At 41.7% G+C, this 20,031-nt stretch carries 17 protein-coding genes and 1 pseudogene; 5 read left to right on the plus strand and 13 right to left on the minus strand.

Going from position 1 to position 20,031, the window contains the following annotated elements:
* Positions 1-8 precede the first annotated feature (8 nt).
* From RS130_RS08790 to RS130_RS08835, 9 genes and pseudogenes are all read right to left on the minus strand, one after another.
* Complete coding sequence (locus tag RS130_RS08790; RefSeq protein WP_316025645.1) at positions 9-2,234, minus strand: TonB-dependent receptor family protein; 2,226 nt, start codon at positions 2,232-2,234, stop codon at positions 9-11.
* 67 nt (positions 2,235-2,301) lie between these two features.
* Positions 2,302-3,501, minus strand: a complete 1,200-nt coding sequence (locus RS130_RS08795; RefSeq protein WP_316025646.1) for an imelysin family protein — start codon at positions 3,499-3,501, stop codon at positions 2,302-2,304.
* 8 nt (positions 3,502-3,509) lie between these two features.
* Complete coding sequence (locus RS130_RS08800; protein WP_316025647.1) at positions 3,510-4,970, minus strand: di-heme oxidoreductase family protein; 1,461 nt, start codon at positions 4,968-4,970, stop codon at positions 3,510-3,512.
* Positions 4,970-6,613, minus strand: a complete 1,644-nt coding sequence (locus RS130_RS08805; RefSeq protein WP_428982851.1) for a di-heme oxidoreductase family protein — start codon at positions 6,611-6,613, stop codon at positions 4,970-4,972. The genes RS130_RS08800 and RS130_RS08805 overlap by 1 nt, the downstream gene beginning before the upstream one ends.
* Before the next feature lie 85 nt (positions 6,614-6,698).
* The gene (locus RS130_RS08810) at positions 6,699-8,087 is read right to left on the minus strand and encodes an imelysin family protein (protein ID WP_316025649.1); all 1,389 of its coding nucleotides are present in this window, start codon (positions 8,085-8,087) and stop codon (positions 6,699-6,701) included.
* Between the two features lie 244 nt (positions 8,088-8,331).
* Positions 8,332-8,784 carry a hypothetical protein gene (locus RS130_RS08815; protein ID WP_316025650.1) on the minus strand — a complete coding sequence of 151 codons (453 nt, stop codon included), beginning with the start codon at positions 8,782-8,784 and terminating at the stop codon, positions 8,332-8,334.
* A gap of 125 nt (positions 8,785-8,909) precedes the next feature.
* The gene (locus RS130_RS08820; RefSeq protein WP_316025651.1) at positions 8,910-9,203 is read right to left on the minus strand and encodes a hypothetical protein; all 294 of its coding nucleotides are present in this window, start codon (positions 9,201-9,203) and stop codon (positions 8,910-8,912) included.
* A 275-nt stretch (positions 9,204-9,478) separates the two neighbouring features.
* Positions 9,479-11,027: pseudogene (locus RS130_RS08825) on the minus strand (DUF3413 domain-containing protein).
* A 24-nt stretch (positions 11,028-11,051) separates the two neighbouring features.
* Positions 11,052-11,270, minus strand: a complete 219-nt coding sequence (locus tag RS130_RS08835) for a YejL family protein (RefSeq protein WP_316025653.1) — start codon at positions 11,268-11,270, stop codon at positions 11,052-11,054.
* A gap of 120 nt (positions 11,271-11,390) precedes the next feature.
* On the opposite strand from RS130_RS08835, the gene yejK reads away from it, so the two are divergent.
* The 4 genes from yejK (at position 11,391) to RS130_RS08855 (ending at position 15,128) form a co-directional block, all read left to right on the plus strand.
* Positions 11,391-12,461 carry a nucleoid-associated protein YejK gene (gene yejK / locus RS130_RS08840; RefSeq protein WP_316025654.1) on the plus strand — a complete coding sequence of 357 codons (1,071 nt, stop codon included), beginning with the start codon at positions 11,391-11,393 and terminating at the stop codon, positions 12,459-12,461.
* 81 nt (positions 12,462-12,542) lie between these two features.
* Positions 12,543-13,418 (plus strand): 6-pyruvoyl trahydropterin synthase family protein, encoded by an 876-nt coding sequence (locus RS130_RS08845; RefSeq protein WP_316025655.1) that lies wholly within the window; start codon positions 12,543-12,545, stop codon positions 13,416-13,418.
* Positions 13,411-14,214 carry a M23 family metallopeptidase gene (locus RS130_RS08850; protein ID WP_316025656.1) on the plus strand — a complete coding sequence of 268 codons (804 nt, stop codon included), beginning with the start codon at positions 13,411-13,413 and terminating at the stop codon, positions 14,212-14,214. The genes RS130_RS08845 and RS130_RS08850 overlap by 8 nt, the downstream gene beginning before the upstream one ends.
* A gap of 581 nt (positions 14,215-14,795) precedes the next feature.
* Positions 14,796-15,128, plus strand: coding sequence for a site-specific integrase (locus RS130_RS08855; RefSeq protein WP_428982755.1), 333 nt, complete (start codon positions 14,796-14,798; stop codon positions 15,126-15,128).
* 164 nt (positions 15,129-15,292) lie between these two features.
* Here the strand turns inward: RS130_RS08855 and RS130_RS08860 are convergent, their stop codons facing one another.
* Entirely contained in the window at positions 15,293-16,240 is a 948-nt protein-coding gene (locus RS130_RS08860; RefSeq protein ID WP_316025657.1) for a LysR family transcriptional regulator, read from the minus strand.
* A 142-nt stretch (positions 16,241-16,382) separates the two neighbouring features.
* On the opposite strand from RS130_RS08860, the gene RS130_RS08865 reads away from it, so the two are divergent.
* A complete protein-coding gene (locus RS130_RS08865; RefSeq protein ID WP_316025658.1) occupies positions 16,383-16,988 on the plus strand; it encodes a short chain dehydrogenase in 606 nt (201 codons plus the stop codon).
* A gap of 157 nt (positions 16,989-17,145) precedes the next feature.
* Here the strand turns inward: RS130_RS08865 and RS130_RS08870 are convergent, their stop codons facing one another.
* From RS130_RS08870 to RS130_RS08880, 3 genes are all read right to left on the minus strand, one after another.
* Positions 17,146-17,703, minus strand: coding sequence for a hypothetical protein (locus RS130_RS08870; protein WP_316025659.1), 558 nt, complete (start codon positions 17,701-17,703; stop codon positions 17,146-17,148).
* On the minus strand, positions 17,685-17,930 hold the full coding sequence (locus tag RS130_RS08875) for a hypothetical protein (RefSeq protein ID WP_316025660.1): 246 nt from the start codon (positions 17,928-17,930) through the stop codon (positions 17,685-17,687). Before RS130_RS08875 ends, RS130_RS08870 begins: the two co-directional genes overlap by 19 nt.
* A 972-nt stretch (positions 17,931-18,902) precedes the next feature.
* Positions 18,903-19,913 (minus strand): IS110 family RNA-guided transposase, encoded by a 1,011-nt coding sequence (locus tag RS130_RS08880; protein ID WP_316024692.1) that lies wholly within the window; start codon positions 19,911-19,913, stop codon positions 18,903-18,905.
* Positions 19,914-20,031 lie beyond the last annotated feature (118 nt).

Raw genomic sequence — 20,031 nt, forward strand, 5'->3', positions numbered from 1 at the left:
ATCCTACATTAAAATGCGTATTTAGCGCCTATTACGAATTGCCTAGGCTTACCTGGACGCGCTCCAAAGGGCCTGCGAGAAACAATGTTGACTTGGTCGGTGAGGTTATCTAATTTGCTGTATAGTCTTAAGGCATTATTTAGTTGGTACCAAGCAGCTATGTCAATTTGACTAATATCTGAGGTTACGACACCTTCTAATTCAACACCTGTCCCCGACGCTTCTGACATTTCGGTTATGTATTTGAAAGCTAAATCCACTTGCCACTTTTCACCCGCTAACCCGAGTTGTAGGGTAAACTGATTTTCTGGCAAATAAGGGAGTTCGTCACCTGCTGTGACATTACCCCATTGGGAAAAAGTTGAAGCGAATGATGTTTGGAATTCTGATTGGCTGTGGGTGTAAGCCATTTTAACTGGTAATTGAAAGCCGTTAGGCAACGAAAATTGTCCGTTTGCACTGAATTCAACTCCGTAAATATCTACTTCGCCCCCATTAAATTCCACATCAAGTTCAGTGATACAGCCACTAGAAAAAGTACAACTACCTTTTAAATTACTGTAGTCGTTATAAAACCCTATTGCTTCGACTTGCCAATCGGCAATATTTGCTCTTAGTCCTAGTTCATAGTTCCAGCTTTCCTCTGGTTTAATATCACTTTCTTCGCCTGGACTATTGGGTACAAATCCTTTATTCACCCCCGCCAATACACCGAGTTCAGGGGTGATTTGATAAAACAATCCGGCCCCAGGTAAAATTATCGTGTCACTGTTTTTTTGCAACGATTGCGCTAAATGATTGGCGGACTCTCCGTCGATACTCTCAATCCTTAAGCCAAAAGAAGTATGTAAGTCACCCCATTGTATTTTAGAGTTTACAAAAGCGGCGATGGCTGTGGTGGTGTCTTTGTTGCTAGTAATGACGTCATCAGTCTTACCTGCATAGGTTAGTTGTGCGTTAACCATATTCAAATAGCGGGCTCTATGATGTCTTTCTACTTGGTCTTGGTGAATACGTAAGCCGGCATCAATTGTCATATCAGCTTCACCAACGGTGCTATCCCATGTGAGTTTGGATTGAATACCCTGAGAGTAGAAAGTACGATCATTGAGGGTAAATATTAAGGTTTCATCAGACGTAAGCGAGTCTTCTTCCCCCTTAAGAATTTGCATGAATCGAGCATTCAGCCCTGTTTCCGGTGACGACAAGATGCTATCTAAGCTGCGATTCGAATCAAAACCGTTTAGTCTATCCCAATCGCGATTAAAATCTCGGCGGTATACTTGGGTCAGTATTGCCATTTCTGGGCTTAACTCTATGTAGTGCGAAGCTTGTAATTGTAAATGTTCCCAATCAAATTTGTCATTTTGACTAGCGGCATAGCGTTGGTAAGGCTCATCACTGAAGTCAGTATCGGTCAGACCTAAATAAGTCTCATGAGAAACTTCTTCAGAATAGCCCACCTTAATTTGAATTTGTTGATTGAATGGGTCGTCTGCAAACTCATAATTAATTTTGCCTAGTATTTCATTTTTAGCAAAGCCTGTGTTGTCATCATTGGCTAGTGATTTAAATCCATCAGCTCTAAGGTGTATACCTTCCAGCATTAGACCTAAATTTCCTATGTGCTTTGAATAGTGTCCGTGCGTCTTGGCATAATTTTGTTGGCCTATTGCGACGTCTAGTTCACCGCTGTCTTTTGCATGGATAGTACGAGACAGCATATTAATCGCCCCGCCGACGGTATTGGGGCCATATGTAATCGCTGAAGGTCCTTTAAATACTTCAACTTGGGTCATACGGGAAATGTTGGGAAAATAGTAGGCGGCAGGTGCGGAGTAGGGAGCTGGCGCTATCAATACACCATCTTCCAGCAAAGCTATTTTGCTGCTGCGTTCGCTAGTGGCACCCCGTAAACCGATATTGGGCCTCAATCCGTAACCATCTTCTTCGCGAATATATACGCCATGAACACCTTGTAATACCCGATGGATATCATCAAATTCAAACTGCTCTAGCGCGCTCTCGTTTAAGACGAAGCCCGAACCAGTGGCGGTTTCTAAAGCATGTTTATTGCCAAAAATTTGAATTACGTCAGATATTTTACTTTCTTTAGTTGGGCTTTCTGCGCTTGGTGCTGGCACCGATTGTTGAGCAAGCAAAGTTGATGGCCAAAACATGCTTCCTAGGCAGCAGGCTAAGCTAGCAATAGTACTTAACTTGGTATAATTCATTCGCGTTGTCTTATGGTTCACTGCAAAAAATTCCTTTGAATGTCTGTTTTGTTATTCATACTAAAAATTAATCGCCGTCTGTTGCGTTAAAGCCGGTACTGATATCTAACGCTTGTAAAAACTCAATGGTCAATACATCTCGTATGGCATTGAGTTCATCGACTAATGCTGTGAGCTGGGCACGGCCATTATCGTTAGCAATGGCGCTTGAGTAGTTGTTTAAGTTTTGATTGATAGTTGCGATACGGCTAACGGCTGCGGCTATTTCTGTGTTTACTTGAGTGGCAATGGTTTGCTGGGCTAAGGTGGTTGTCAAAATGTCATCAAAACCTTGTCCACCCTCAGCAGTGAATATACTCACATATGTCGCTAAATTGGTGGTTATGCTTGTAAGTGATTCATCACTCAAATAGTGTTCTGCATTTTGCGATATACCTGGCGATGTAACTGCCAGCGCTGCCAGAATTTTATCATCTTTTACAATATTGATATGTTCAAGCCACAGGGTGACGAGTTCTTCTACCGCATCTTGCACCGAGCTAAACTCATTAATACCAGTGATTAATGTGTGTCGGTAATTGCCACCTGATGTTTGCCATTGGCTGTGTATTGCACTGGACATGTTGTATAAATTGTCAGCGATAGCCGTGGCGATTTCGCAACGTTTTTCTCTATTTGATGCGTTAATGAGTGTATCGCTATTATTCGGCGGATATAGTAAATATTCTAATGCGGGAATGCCTTGAGCTCCCACATTTACCCCCGATATTAAAACGGCGTCAATTGTTTCACCTTGCCTCAATAGTAAGGCCTCTACGCCGTTTCTGACTGCATCGGTACCGGGCTCCCAAAATTGAATACGCAGTGAACGAGTTTCGTCTAAAGCCGGGCCTAAATTCAGCCATTGGATTTTTTGCCATGCTTGAACCACTTCTTGCCAACGTTGCTTAAAACTCGTTAAGTCGGCTATGTTGGCTGTATTTGCCGAACAAAAGGCATGGCTTTGGGTTTGCAGTGCTTGAGTTTTAGTTACAAAATCAGCATAGGCAGGGATGATATGATTATCCGTTAAATCAGTAAGATACGAAGCAAATTCGGCATTTAGATCTGCCGCTGGATTAGGAGTGGGCTCAACCACAGGATCCGGTTGTGTTGGCGTTGACGACGTGTTACCGCCTCCGCCACCGCAGGCTCCTAAGATCAAACTGAAGGATATTACCAAACTAAGTTTAGTAAATGACGCTATGTGTGTAAGAGGGTGATGCATAACAACTCCTAAATGGCATCTAAAAACGCTAGAAGTGCGCTTCGTTGTGCAAGGTCTAATTGAATAAATGATTGCTGGCTGGTCAGGGCTTCACCGCCATGCCATAAAATAGCTTCGGCCACGGTTTGAGCTCTGCCATCGTGTAAAAATAGGTTTTCTTCGCGAACACTTTTTCTAGCACCAATACCCCACAAAGGCGGTGTACGCCATTCTTGACCATTGGCGTCATATTCGTTTACGCCATCTGCTAGGCCTTCGCCCATGTCATGTAAAGCCAAGTCTGTGTATGGCCAAATTTTTTGATTAGCGAGGCGTGGGTGTGGGTAATTAACATCGGTTGTATAACTGGCTGTATGACAGGACTCACATCCTAATTTGTAAAACAAGTCTCGGCCTTGTTGAACTTGCTTAGCGTTTATACCTCTCGCTGGTGGTACCGCAATCAGTTGATTAAACTGGGTGACTAAGTCTAGTAGCTTATCAGGTATTTCAATCGACTGATGGCCGCCAATTGCTGAGGCGGCTTGACAATTTTTTTGTTGAATACTGCATGACTCAGTTTCAAAAGAGGTATTAGTGATACCAATATCATCTCTAAATGCAGCAGCCACTTGCTGATGTAAACTGGGTTGTTTTGCCTTATGACCAAAACGCCCAATGCCTAAAGAGAGTGTGTCGCTTAGGTCAGCAATTGGTTGATGAAATATAGCGGTATTGTGCCTAGAAGGCATAATAGGTACTCGATTATATTTGCCTGATATTCCATCTTGGTCATTATCATTGATATCTTCTTGGCTTAATAAATCTTCTGCGCTGATGGCATCTAATAACCCCACTCCATAAATAACAGGAGAGAAGCGCGGTGAAAGGACACTACGTTTATCCAATTCGCCATAGGCTAAGTCAGTTAAATCATATGTGGGTTGGCGTAGGGTGTAAGACGTACCATCGGCATATTGGCCGGAAATCTGTTGATATCGTAGGTCTAATCGGGCTTCGCCAACTAAGTCAGGTTGAATACTAGAATGAGTAACAGCAATTGCTCGGGGCTGTATTTGACCACCATAGACAGGATCAACAAATAACCCGTGTTGTGCTGAACCTAGGCGTATGACTAAGGCCGAAGGTTTTGATAGTCCTTCTGCTGGGGCAGGGCCTTTGCCACCAGCAGAATGACAACTAATACAGGAACGAGTATTGAATAAAGGCCCTAGTCCATCTCGGTCTCTTGTTGAGCTAGGGGCAATGACCCAGGGGTCGCGAAACAACGAAAAGCCGGTCCAGAACTTAAGCTCTTCTTTACGATCAACATTTCTGCCCACTTGTACAAAGCTTCTATCAGATAAACCTTTTCCGGTCATACCACCTGCAGGCAAGTGTTCAGCTTCCTGAAATGCGGGCACAGAGACCTTGCTGCAACTGATTAAGCAGGTCATCAATGGCATGATCCAATAGCGATTAATTGTCATTAAAGTGATTCGATAAACGTCAGTACTTGTGCGCGCTGGTTTTGGTTAAGCTGTTTAAAGGCAGTTAAACTATTTTCTGCTTCGCCGCCATGCCATAAGATTGCTTCTTCAATCGTTCGAGCTCGGCCATCGTGCAGAAACGTCGCATCTGGGTTAACGGTTTGTACTAAGCCTATTCCCCACAACGCAGGTGTTTTCCATTCTGTGCCGGATGCCATGCCTTGCACGAGATCATCTGCTAAACCATCGCAACGTTGTACATACATGCATTCTTCACCGCTTGTACAACTGACTTCATCTTTTGTTTCGCGAGTGACGGTACAACTGCCCCCCATATCATGTAGCAACAAATCTGTATAAGGATAAATGGTTTGGTTGGATAGCATGTCAATCGGCGCGGCGTTTTCTTCTAGTCCACTAAACGCGATTTCTCCTAACACACTGCCTGCGGCTTCTTCTGTCACATGTCTAGGTGTATGGCAGCCAATGCAACCCGTTTCGAAAAACGCCTGTCGCCCAGCTGCGACGTCGGCATTCCATTGGGCGTTGACTTGGTCAAACCCTCGTCTTGCCGGTACTCCCAATACGCGGTTATAGAATTCAACTTGGGCTAGCTCTAAATCGCTGATGTCGGCTTGTCCTGCTGCGTTCGTCTCGCGTTCTGCTTGGTTTAAACAGGCTGTTTGTAAGTTAGTGCAAGGCTCTTCTATAAATATGTTGCTGGTGATACCAATGTCACCTCTGTAAGCTCCGGCAACTTGTTGTAAAACGCTTGGAGCTTGCGCCTTGTATGCAAAGCGTCCTAACCGGGGTTTATTAGTCAGTACGTCTGTCACCATTGAGGCACGACCCGATATTCCATCCTGATCAGTATCATCTTCGTCCGCAAGCGCTAGAATATATTGCTCTGGAATGGCTTCTAGCAAACCTACGCCAAACACTTGGGGGGCGATTCTTGGAGAAAAACGTATATCTGCAGTAAACTCACCAAAGCTTAAATCTTTGGTTTTATAAACTGGACTACGTAAGCTATAGGAAGTGCCATCTGGATAACTACCGGTTACTTCTGCGAATTCAATGTAGGTGTAGGCCTCGCCCAGCAATACGTCACCGTTGGTTGAACCATTAAAACGAGGCCAACCAGAAGCAAAGTCAGAAGTACTAAAACTCTGTTCGGCGAAGGTTTGCAACTGATCACCATAAACAGGGTCGGGCGCCCCTGAACCATCGCCAATTTTGACTAACATACTGGTAAATGGCTGGGCTATATTGCTTGGCAGTACACCGCGTCCATCGTTTAGATGACAGCCCTGACAATTACTGGTGTTAAGTAAAGGGCCCGCACCATCGTGAGGTGTTCTAAAAATATGATCTCCAGAAGTAAAATTACCATCCAAAGTAAAATCATCGGCTATCGGGTTGGGCCGAGTACTAAAAGCGTCTTCATCAGCTACAAATACTGTGGCGTCACCTCCTGATAAATACTCAGTATCATCAATAGTGTCGGCTTTCAGTGGTGTTAGCCCGCTATGGTCTAGCTCTGGTTGTGGAACTGGGGTGGGAGGGATGACATCCTCTGGTGTGGTAGGGCTATCAGACCCACCTCCACATGCGGTTAGAAACGTCAAAGCCACCGCAACCATGATAGGTTGAAGTGGCTTGCTAATATTGGTTATTGTGGCGTTTTTCAAGTATGTTTCACTCTATTCAAAATGATAATGGGGCATATTAGCCACTAATATCTTCTTCAGTATCTTGACGTAAATCGTTAACAGTAATCCCTAAAGCTACTATTGCTTGTTCGATGTAATCAGTTTGCTCAACTAATGCGTCAATTACTGCAACAACATTTGGTTGGTTAATACCTTGTTGAATCAATACATCGAAAGGCGTGCCTGTTTTCGCTTTAGTATCTATTACTGCTGCCGCCGCCATTGTTGATTCTAGTGAGGCTCGTAAACTATTCGCTAACTCATGATGTCCCTCAACAACCATTAAATCATAGATTGAGGCGCCTTCGATTTGTTCGCCGTCTATACGGGTATAACTTGCGTTAAATGAGTTTTGAACCCCTTTCGCATTTAAGAAAATATCTCTGTGGGTGTTGTCACTGAAGCATGAGTGCTCATCTTCTTGAGAATCGGTTTTGAGAGCAATATTGATACGCTCTCCTGCTAATTCGCCGTAACTTAAGCGGCCCATACCTTCCATTATTTTAGCTAAAGATTCATTTCCGCCAGCCACAAAAGCGGTGTAATGTACGCCAGCATTGGGTTCCCAAGCTTCAACTACTGCGGTTAAATCGGCCACTAGCACATCGGCAGCAGCCAATAAGTACTGTCCACGTCTAGTACAAATGTCGTCGGTTACAGCTACATTTCCCGAAGTACAAGTACCAACGGTCACAGAGTAATCTGATACTGGACGTTGGCCACCACTTGAGTCTCTGGTACCCGAGCCACTCAGATCTTCGTTTAAATCTTGCCCCCAAAGTAAAAATTCAATGGCGTGGTAACCAGTGGTGACATTTCTCTCGTCTTCACCCAATTCAAATACATCTTGTATAGTTTCTGCGTTAATTACTGGGTATTCGGTTGTATTGGCAATTACATTACCGCTTAGAGCATTGGCTGCGCTTTCGGGGCCCGGATCGCCATCCACCACAACGGCAACATAGTCAATAATTGCTTCACCTAATGGCCATGCATTGATGCGACCTTCAGGGCCTTCTCCATCTTCACCTATGGTACCGTTGTCTAATAAAGCATCGATTGGACCTTCTCTAAAGCGATAAACCTCGGTTTGCCCATAGGGTTCGCGAGCGGCTAGCCAAGCTTGTTTGGCGTGACTGAAGTTGCTTTCGGACGGATCGGCAATAAAAGTAGCAATTTTACTGCGCATCGTTTGTGCTGATATCAATGAGTCTGCATAGGCTGCATACGCAATGTTCGCATTAGTTGTAATGACATCATTGCGTGTAACAAAAGTGCTCACGCCATCCACGCCATCAGTTCCCGATACTCCGTCTGCACCAGGAGCACCATCTTCACCGTCGTCTACGCAAGCGGTAAGTGATAGTCCTAGAAGTAAGGCTAAAGCGATTGAAGACTTTTTCATGTTGATATCCATTTTATGTAGTAGTAGTGATAGTGATGATGGTATTGGTAATAATTCTCATTATCTTTCTTGTGGAGAGGAAGTCAAGAACAAATATTCATTGCTTAAGGTTGCTGGTGTCATTTTGCATACCAAGGTTTCATTCAAAAACCGCTTAATATTTTCTGAAAGGCCGTTTATGAATGGGAGTGATGGAGCGATTGAAAAACTCATAAGCTGCGCCAGGTACAAGATTGGAGATTTATTAGTGGTAGTTAAGCCCATGAGTAGGTTTTTCTTGTAAGGCGTAATTAATATCTTTGTTGGCTTCTGTTAAGGCTTCTGCACAGTGTTGGAAAAAAGCGACCTTGGTGGCATAACCTGCAGCGCAGTTAATTGCACATTGCATTTTGTTTTTTAGCCTGAGGAGTAGCCGTGTTGCGGTTTCGACTCTACCAGTTATGGAGTAAGCATGGGCTAACATAATAGCCGAAGACGTTAAGCTAGTAGTAAGTTGCGGTGACTCTAAGCGATTATCAAAGATAATCTCTGCTGTTTCAAAAGCGGCGCCTAGTAGTTGAATAGCTTCTTCAAATTGGTTCTTATGTAGCTTTTTTTCAGCTAGTTTAGTTAGCTGTAAAACATTTTCAAAAGCTTGTTGTGGATTTTCATCTACCCAAGCTCGGTGTTGAATACAAATATATTGATATTCGACCATGACAACTCTCCTTACTGGTTCATTTTTTTCTGGTAGCGGTTTTTGATTGACAGGGCGTAGACTGTTGTGGGGTTTTCTGCTGTAAAAAATAGTTATACAACATGTTGATCTCATTTACTTTTTGGCTATATTTGGCCGGTTCTCAACATTTCGAAAAGTAGGGGTAACAATCGTTTTAGATAAAGATAGCAGTGTTGACGCCATACTAGTGGGATTGTGTTGTCACACATGGTTTCAATCAGAGTGTCGATTACACGCATATGGGCAGAACGCACACTTTTTAACTGCTTTAGATTTTGTGCCCTTTGTAATCCAAGATGTACATAGCTGCCGATGATATCCAGATCGTTAGCTTGGTTGTTGCAGTAACGAACAGTTAATTCAATCGCTGAAAATGTAAAACAGTAATTTGTTGGCATAGTTATTTTTCGCAAATGAGAATGATTTGCATTTAACTTATTGCAGAGTTGTTAAATAGTCAAGAAAGAAATGAAAAAAGTAGAAGAAGAGCCAAAGGAAGCAATTAAATGAATTGGCATGATGGAGATGAGTATTATGCCCCTGCCATTAAATTAGCAGGTAATCAGCATCAGCATGAATGTCAACGGGGGGTTTACATCAGTATCGCCCTTAAATAACTCGATTATATTATTTAACCGTAAGCAAAGTCTTGCTGCTTACGGTTAAAAGAAGGCTATTGATTTTTAACTGAACGTTTAGCAGAAAAATGCGTGAGGTTTTTAATCCCTTGGCCCAGTAAGTTAGTGTTGATAGGGGTAAACACTTCCTGACTAGAATTGAGATCGAAGGTCCTGACACTGCCATTGTTCATTATTTCGATTCTTTGATTGTTATTTAGCAGTACAACTTTACTGCCTTGAGTGCCAACAACATAGTTCATGCCAGAGCTGGCGGTTAAGCTTGTACCAGTGCTGTAAGTCCGTGGTTGGGCGTTACAGCCGAGTAAGGCCAATGCTGTGGGAGCAATATCTTCATGACTAGACAAGGCTTTATTTAGCGGAATATTAGTGAAAAGTAATTGCCTCAAATTATCTGAGCTAGCTAAGTTGGTCACTATTATTTGATATTCAGCTAACGTTTTATCTGTTAATAACGCCGGCAGCTGATTGGCTTGAATAAAGCCAACCGCCAAATTGCTAGTGGCGTTTTGTACGCCTTGGGTAAATTGCGACCAATCTTGCGCGTAACCCCGTAACTGTGTTTGCTGAGTCTCAGGCAAATACAAAGATACATTCAATCCCATGGATTGTGGCAAATTCAATAGTATTGGCTGATAAGCTTGTAACGCTTGGTGATACAGTTCAGGTAATCCATATAAAATTGAATTGATACCACTGGCGTCATCAGACTGAAATCCATAGTGATGTTGGCCTTTAACCAATCCCGGTATTTGTTGCGGAATATTGCCTGAGGTAACCGTTAACACCAGTACCTTTTTATCTTGTTTGACTGGACAATAAACAGGGGCTACCGGGTAGGTGATACCACTTACTGAATGGTTAAATTGCAAGGCTTTACGCTGCTGGTAATCTTCGATGTCTAACAGTCCATACCGAGCCATCAAGGTTTTGGCGGTAGCCGGATATGACAATGGGAACATATTGTCTTGCTGAATAATAGGTTGGTATAAGTTTGCATCGGCCCAAACATGTAACGCGTGACTGGTGACGAAACAACTGACAAAAAATACGCTGATCGGAAAGCCTAAACGTCGTTTTTGTAGTTTAGTTATACGTGTCCATAAGGCGTTAGCAACAACCAGTTGAAAGGTAAACCAGTACCAAAAATAAAAATAATAAGTAACCCCACTGTTGCCAGCTGAATTGGGCGATGACCGTCTGGGCCTCGTGGCGAATGATATCGGCCGAATTAAAACTAAGATGTACGCCATATTTATTATATAGCAATGCGTCAAACCCAAGAGAGGCAAGTCCTAGCGCTGCTAGCGCCGAACTTACAATCTTTACCGTTTTAGCCTTCTTGGCCAAATAGCAAAGTGGCAGTATAAGTATGACAAAGGCAAAGAAAGTCAGAAAGCCAATATGACTTAACCAATTGAAAAGTAGGTATAACAGCCCAAGTGGTGTGTCTGGAATAGGCGAATTTAATATATAAATCCCAGCAATGGTGATGGCAATAAATATATTCAACAAAGCAAACCAGTGCCCCCAGTTAACTAATTGGGTGACTAATTTTCTACGTGGAGTTTCTGTTAAAATCATTGAGAGAGCAGGCCCTTAATTTTTTTATTTTGCATTGATACTTTTTAATAGCACTTGTGTAAACTGTTCTGCCATTTGCTTGCGTTGTTTTTCGTTTACTTGTTGCTGAAAAATATTAGTAATAACATTGCCCAATACCATAAGTGAAAGGTCGCGATTCGCTTGATGTGTTTCAAGTGCAAGGATAATGTCATGCATGATCGCTTCGAATTGACTATCTGAATATTTTGATTGTTGTGGCATGTGTTAAGCTCTAAAAATGTTTTCAAGTAATATTAGCGCGATAGTAACAATGGTCTGGATAAATTGCGAATAAACAAGCATCAACAGGCCAATTTAATTGAATTTAGGTAAGGAATTATTGTGAGTGCCTTGATCCACCACTTTGTTGTACATCAACTAGCTGTTAACCAGCAAGAAGAATTAACGCTAGTGCCAAGAGCGAGTTGCTTTGACGTTAACCCTGAAATTGAAAATTTAGCGCAACAAATCAACCATGCTTTCAATACCAAACCCGGTAAAGGCGTAGGCTGTTTTGCACAACCACAGGCAGAAATTGTTAGTGTGAGTCAAGACCAGACGTCAGACTCAGATGAGCCAACACTAAAGCCACATGCGGTACAATTTAAGACTTTATTGGAAAAACTTCAAAGTGAAGAAATAGATTTTGTTGAATTTAGTCTGCAGGCCAGTGAGTTACTAAAAAAATCTCTCATCGACACAGGTACCTTAGAGACCGGTTTTGTGGTGTTTAGTCATTATCAATTTCTAGCCACCGATTATTTGATGATTGCTATGATCAATACTAAGCAACATGTTGAGATTAATCGTGATTTAGAGTTAAGCAGTAGCGACCATTTAGATCTTGCCAAAATGCAACTGGCTGTACGCATTGATTTAACCCAGCTAGATGTAAGTGCCGAGCAGCAAAGGTATATTAGCTTTATTAAAGGGCGTATGGGTCGTAAAGTATCTGACTTTTTTATGCACTTTATTGGATGTGAAGAATTGGTTGATGTTAAACAACAGAACAAGCAACTATTGACCACAGTGGATGCCTTTTTGGCGGCCGAAGAGCTCGATCCCGAAGAGAAACACCAAGCTCGTGAAACCGTTTCTGACTATTACAAAGAAAAGTTAGAAATGGGAGAAGATATTCAAATCCACGAGTTAGCCGCTAAATTGCCTAGTGATCACGTTAGTTTTGAACAGTTTAATCAAAGTGCTGAACAACCTGTAGAAGAGCAATTTCAAGCAGACCGCAGTGCATTAAAAACATTGGCTAAGTTTACTGGTCAGGGCGGTGGAATTTCTTTAAGTTTTGAGCGTAAATTATTAGGTGATAGAGTGAGCTATGATGCAGGCTCTGATACTTTAATGATCCGTGGTATACCGCCCAATTTGAAAGATCAGCTATTGAAAGCTCAGAAATAGTAATACCTCGGATACTTGCCTGTGAAGGTTGAGTATCAACTAGTTTTAACCATTTATTTTACAAAGTAGACTCAATTTTATATGCAATTATTTGTTAATGATTTAACCGTTATGGACTTTTCTTACCTTTGCCCTAAGCGAGGAATGGTGGGAGAAAGCTGGATTGTTGATGTGATTTTAAACGGCGACCTTAATGAAGAAAGTATGGTGCTTGATTTTGGTAAAGTTAAAAAGCAACTTAAATACCTAATCGACGAATACATAGATCACAAATTACTGGTTCCTGTTGAACATAGCTTTAGCCTGATTGAGCGAGACGAAAAAAATGACATCGTTAAAGTCGATTTTATGCGCCCTGATGGTAAGTCAATTCATCTTAATTGCCCTGCAGAAGCTTACGCTTTTGTCTATTCTGAGCAGGTGACTATGCCGTCGGTGAGTGATTACTTGAAAGATGTGATTGCTACGCATTTACCAGAAAACGTGCAGGGCATTGAACTAATATTAAGAGCTGAAGTGATAGATAGCCCTTTTTATCACTATACCCATGGTTTGAAAAAACATGAGGGAAATTGTCAGCGTATTGCTCATGGTCACAGATCGAAAGTCATAGTGTATGAAAATCAACAGCAAAGCCAATTGTGGCAAGAATACTGGGCCAAACGCTGGTGTGATATTTATATTGGCACTGAAGAGGATATAGTGACGCCTGTTGAAACAGGACTACAGGTAAATGATGTTGAATTTTCACAACATTTTGTTTTTGCTTATGAAGCATCGCAAGGGCGTTTTGAAATGGCTATTCCTAAAGCTGAAGCTGAATTAATTCAAACAGATACTACCGTAGAGTGTTTGGCTCAATATATGCTGGAAGAGCAGCAGCGTTTATCGAAAGATAGCCAGTTCAAAGTGCTTGCTTTTGAAGGAGTAGGTAAAGGAGCGATTGCTTATGCTTAAGTATGTGTGGCTATTATTGGTTGTGTTGACCAGTCATGTGGTTGCTGCAGATATTAAATTGCGCGGTGAATTGACCCAAGGCAGTTTGATTAGAGGCGAGCTTCCTCCGGGTAGTCAAGTTTGGTTAAATGACAAAGTAATCAAAATTTCAGATGCTGGGGAGTTTGCATTTGGATTTGGTCGAGACGCAGACCTTAAGCAAAGTCTCAAATGGCTGGATAAACTCGGTCAAGAGCATAGTAAAACCTTAACGCTAACTAAGCGTACATACGTAGAACAACGAATTGAAGGGGTTGAAAGTAAGTACGTGAGCCCTCCAAAAAGTGTGTTAGATAGAATTAAGCAAGATAATCTGCAAGTAGCTAACGCCCGAAAGACGAATGATGATCGAACAGACTTCACGCAAGAATTTATCTGGCCTGCAAAAGGACCTATTAGTGGCGTATATGGTAGTCGTCGAGTTTTTAATGGAACGCCTAAACGCCCTCATTTTGGGGTCGATGTTGCAGGACCTACCGGAACTCCAGTGCATGCCCCCGCAGATGGCATAGTGACCTTATGGGTGCCCGACATGTATTATTCTGGAGGCACTATGATTATTGACCATGGATTTGGTGTGTCATCTACATTTATCCATTTAAGTAAAGGCCATGTGACAGCTGGCACGCCAGTTAAACAAGGGGACTTAGTCGCCGAAATTGGCGCCACGGGCCGAGTAACAGGCCCCCATTTAGACTGGCGCATTAATTGGTTTAATGAAAGGTTAGATCCCGCATTGTTGGTGCCAAAACGCTAAGCGTTTTGGCTGCGCTTGTAAAAGCATGTACTTCGTACACTAAGATTATTCGCTTCGCTCACTTCAAGCATTCGCGTTGCTCACCTGCTATCTCGGTAACTGCGTCCTGCGTTACTCTACCTTCCGCCATCCATGGCGGTCGCATGCAGTTCTTAACTCGAATCCCTTCGAGCTAGAAACTCTTATTATGAAATAAATCCCTATATTTCACCCTTCGGGCCGCACTAAAGTGCGTTCCATTTTTATCCCTTAAATATGGTCAACAGCCAAGAAAGAGTATCCAGAAAGAGGCCGCGCTCCGGCCAAGTTCTAAAGTCTGCGCGACATAATCAAATAAAGGTCGCAATGATTTGTTCCCTACAAGCATTGCTTAAATTACATCCGTGTAATTTGCCCTCTATTTGATTAAGTTGCTCGACGAACTTGGAGTCGCGATAAAAATCAAGAGCATGTGCTTTGCACACTAAAAGCTAATAATTAATTTGTCATTCCGGTAGTCTTTTGAGCCGGAATCCATTTCTTAAGCAAATCATTGCGATGACTGTCCTGATAAAGTTTTTAACCTAGCAATAGACAGCAAATTGCGTGGTTGCGATCTCGTCGCGCTGCGGGTCAGAGATATTTGTCACGGCAATACTATTCAATCTCGGGCAATTGTTGTTCAGAAGAAAACACAGCAACCCGTTCAGTTTGAGATAACTGAAAATATCAGAAAATCTATTTCAGAATTGATTGCGACACAAAACCTAAGTCCAAGCGATTACTTATTCAAATCGAGAGCCAAGCCTTCAGACCATATTTCTACTAGGCAATATGGAAGAATTGTTGATAATTGGGTTGATTCAATTGGCTTGGACAAAAACTCAATATGGCACGCATACGATGCGGCGAACAAAGCCATCACCCATTTATAAAAAGACGAAGAACTTAAGAGCTTGTCAGTTATTGCTTGGGCATCGAAAACTTGAAAGTACCGTTAGATATTTGGGTATAGAAGTTGATGATGCGCTTGAGGTATCAGAAAGTATTGATGCGTAACTAGATTACCAAAGGATTATGCATCCTTTGGTAAGTTCTCTCAAAAACAGGGTGTCGAGTTGAAATAACTTGGGCTTGGTTGTGCCATTAGCGGAAGTTGAAAATATAGCTTTTTTAGTTTATCAACAACCCACTTATGAATTAAATCATCGCTATATCTTGGATGCCAAGCAGCTATCACATCAAATGGCTCTGGAGAGTGCTCTAAGTCGATAATAGATAAATCTAATCCTTCTATTGCTTTAGCTGGCAAAAACGCAATGGAATCTGTGGCTTCTAAGTACATTGGTACTACCGAAAAACATGGTGCTGACACCATGACATTTCTTTCTAACCCAAATTGCTTAAACCAGTCATCTATAGAGCCTTTAAAATTAGGACGAGATGGGGAAGCTATAATGCTAGGATGAGCTGCGACTTCTTCTAAAGAGGTATTAACCTTGGAGATAGTTGAATGATTAGAAGTGACGCAAACATGGTACTCTTCAAATAACTTGATAATAGGGTATGAATCAGGAATATAATCAGGAAAAGCGATAGCTAAATTAACTTTTCCACTTTCCATTAAGTCATGAAGCTTATCAATTTCAAAATCCCTGACGATAATCTTTAAACTGGGCGACTGCTCTCGTAGTGTCGCAATCAGTTCAGGCAAAACAACCTGTTGAGCGTAATCAGTAGCTGCAATCACATATGTACCTTTGACTGTTTTCGGATCAAATACCTTAGGTGATAAAAGTAACTCAAAATCCCTTAACACTTTGTCGATATCATATGAAATGGATTCAGCAAAAGGTGTAGGAACAAAGCCATTAGTTTTTCTGAGAAAGAGCCTATCTTCAAATACATCACGTAATTTTTTAAGTTGCTCACTAACCGCTTGCTGAGTTAGACCAAGCTGACTTGCAGCCTTGGATGCGTTGTGTTCACGTATTAACGCTTGAAATACCCGCAATTGCTTAATGTCCAGCCTATCAATTCTACTCATACTTAGCCTATTTAGTTTTAATACATATAGCATTATAGCTTAACCAAATAATTTGGTATCACTAACAAAACATTATTGTTTCTATTTGTTAAGCTGTTTCACTAATATTGCCTCCATCGAAATAACACAGACGGAGAAAGTCATGAAAACAGTAATTTTAATCGGTGCTTTAGGCAAAATGGGGCAAGCTGCATTAACTGGTTTAGGTAAACATAGAGTTATCACAGCGGGGCGTTCTGGCAATGTTGATCACATTGTTGATATCACCGATGAAAAGTCAATTAGAGAGCTTTATGAAAAAGTTGGTCACTTTGACGCTGTTGTTAATACAGTAGGCTATTGTGAATATGAAACATTTACTGAAATGACAGAAGCGCAATGGATGACGACAGTAATGAGCAAAATGATGGGACAAATAAACTTAGTTCGCATTGGCCAAGAATACATTGCTGATAACGGTTCATTCACATTGATCAGCGGGATTTTGAACGTAAAACCAATTCCTTATGCAATTGCGGATGCTACAACAAGTGGCGCAATTGATACTTTTGTTAAGTGTGTTGCTTTGGAAATGCCAAGAGGCACTCGCATTAACGTTGTTAATCCAACTGTATTAAAAGAAGCATGGGATGTGTACGGTGAAATGATGCCGGGATTTGAACCTGTACCGGGCGCTCTAGTTGGTAAAGCCTTCGAGCGTTCAGTTGACGGCTTCATTAACGGTGAAGTGTTATTTATTGACGCTTAATTTTAAATATATTCAAACTAAAACTCAGTGATTAAATCACTGAGTTCTAGTATTAGTTAAACTTCCGCTAATCGCTCTAAGCCGAATATCGCCTCAGTGCCAATAGCCGCCGTTTACGGTTTGATAAACCAACGTTTCTGGCCCCAACGATTACTAATTAATCACTAATTTCTGTTATTTCATCTTTTAGAAACAAAGGTATGGTATGTTGCAGATTAGCTGATGAAACATCTTGAATTAGGGTGCTTCTCAAAAATGGGTTAGAAGAAAATAATTCGTCTTTTTTCAATTGTTCCATTAGTGATTTAAAATAATCTGTTTTGGGTGCTATTTCCGTTTTATCTGTTTCTTTTTGATCTACAGCATCAGACGTATCTGCGTTTTGCTTTTCTTCAGGTCTGTAGTATGAGTAGGTTGTTCCAGAACTTATTTTTGCCTCAACATACCTAGCCCTTCCTAAGCTACCTGCTGCAATTGCCACATCTTTTAGGTTGGTATTATTATCTAACGCATACTGATAAGCATCGGCCAAATGTGCTTTGTCTGTGCTACTAAGAAACGAGTACACTGAGCCAGCGTTGGCATTCACATCACCTAGCTTCATCTCTTCGATATTAACTTCTTTCTTTATATCTTCCACCACTCTGTTTATTTGCTCGAGTGTATACTCATGACCTGATTTTTTGGCTATGTCATTTACTGATGTAGAAAGCAATTCAATACGTTTTTCAGCTCCAATATAAACGGGAGAAGGGTTTTGCTTAGCAGTACTAAGCGATAGTTGATACAGATAATTAAGGTTCTGGTACCTAGCTGACTTAAGCCGATTTCCGAGACCTTAGCATTACCTTCTTTGTCATTGCTAGCCAGTGTTTTTACTAAATCATCTTTAGCACCAACGTTAGGCGTGTCAATGTTCAACTTTTCATTACTGATTAACATTCCCTCTCCCTAATGATGTTTAATAGTCGTATGTGACTTTTATTTTATTTTTGACACTATTATCCCAATGTGCATAATATGTGCCGCCAATCAATGTATACCTCAATACCATCGTTCCTCGCGCGTCAAACCCATTAAAGTGGTTAGTTGCACCAGTGGGGCTGCCAGAAATATCGGTGCAAGTAAAGTCACTATTGGAATATGGTTGTCTATAACACAAATCAACTGTTTGAGTAGTAAAGCCGTTGTCAAAATCAAAATATTCCCACTCAACATTGATTATTTCAGCTCCATTACGCGGCGTTTGCAAATTGTAATATAATGATTGGGTGAACCCTCCATCAAAATAAATCGTGTAGTTTGTATTTTCTTCCTCCTAGAAATCTACGGTGGCTGATGCTGCTGTAGTTAAGCAAATTGAAAGTAAAGAAATGGATAGTAACTTATTGATAAAACGCATATATATTCCTTAATATAGGTTAAATGCCCGACTAGGCAATAAAACCTTGTGGGTAAAAAAACACACCGTCAAGGGCGGTGTTGTTACCGTTTTATTTCAGGGACTATCGGGGTCACCCATAAGTCAGCCGTTGTCAACAGTGCGATAAAAGTCGGATTGCTTTTTAGCAAACATTTAAGTTTGTGTTTCCTTACAGCGTGTTCCGGTTTTTATTCGCTAATATGTTTTTCTATTGGTTGTGCTGGATAATTTATCCGCAACAGTCACCCATCTGGCTCTAGTCCTTGGCCTGTAAAGGCCAATTTCCCACGCACCTCGGTGCGCCACAAAACTTCAGTTCCCCATGTTATCCAATGCGGTAAACGCACAGAGGTGGTGGTTAGGCTTTCGCCTTCCAGACCCAACTTGGCTTAACATGCGGGCGAACAAAATAAAGTCCGGTATCACCCTCCATTCAGAATAACACTGGTTTAATATCCAACCCCGATTGCTGGCTGAATGACACCGGGAAACTAACTAAAGACACGTTCGATATCGAAGGCCTGTTTATTCTTTAACATGTGAAATACCGCTCTGGCGATTTTATGGGCGACAGCTCTAATGGCAACAATACCATTGCGCTTTTGTTTTTTACGCTCGTAAAAACGTTTGGCTTTGGCATCAAACCGTACTAGAAAATGGGCAGCCTCGGAAAAGGCCCATGACAGGTATTTATTGCCTGCTTTACGGTTACCTGTGCCTTTCTTCTTGCCGTTACTTTCACGCACACTGTTGACACAACGACAATAAGACGCGTAATTACCAGCGGCTTCAAATCGGTTGATGTCACCTGTTTCTAACATGATAGTTAAACCTAAAATCGGACCAATACCGGTTACGCTGGTCAGCAGTTTGAATTCATCTTTAAGCTCCACCGCTTCCAGTGTTTGTTGTTCTATGATGGCAATCTGTTTATCTAATGCCTTAAGGATGGTGAGATTGGTATGAGCTGAATGATATAAAAAACTGCCTGATTCGAAAGGCAGTGTGAAGGTCTTTTTACGAATGTCGACACAGTTGACCCGATACCCTAACGAGCGCCAGATTTGATTTTGAATGCTTATCATATGGCTGGATGCATGTTTCACCAATTGTCGCCTACGTCGCAATAAGTCCCGTACTTGTCGGTATTCAGGCGGGTAAATATGACCGGTAGGCAATATCCCTAATCGCATCAAATGCGCAAGGTGAAAGGCATCCTGATGGTCGCCACTGTATTTTAAACCGTCGTATTGTTTAACCGCTGCAGTGTTCACCAGCTCCACTTGATAACCATGCTCCATCAGGCCATCCACTAACCAATACCAGTTAAAGGTAGATTCAATGGCCACCGCTTTTATCTGCTCTTTGTAAGGTGCGAGCAGTTCAAGTGTGATGTTTAAATTGTTGTCGATACGCTTATCCACAACCTTGTTATCCTCTTCGTCGATGACAACCACGACGTGATTGTTTGAATGTAAGTCAATGCCCGAGTAAAATGACATAACAGCCTCCCGTTTGTGATGGTTTGAGCACCTTTCAGCATAGCTGAACATGGACTCGGAGGCTGACTTGAGGATTTTCAGAACAAAGTTAAATTATTCGTGATGTAATTGGAAATAG

Origin of the sequence: Paraglaciecola aquimarina (assembly GCF_032464635.1) — a bacterium.
GTDB classification, from domain to species: domain Bacteria; phylum Pseudomonadota; class Gammaproteobacteria; order Enterobacterales; family Alteromonadaceae; genus Paraglaciecola; species Paraglaciecola aquimarina.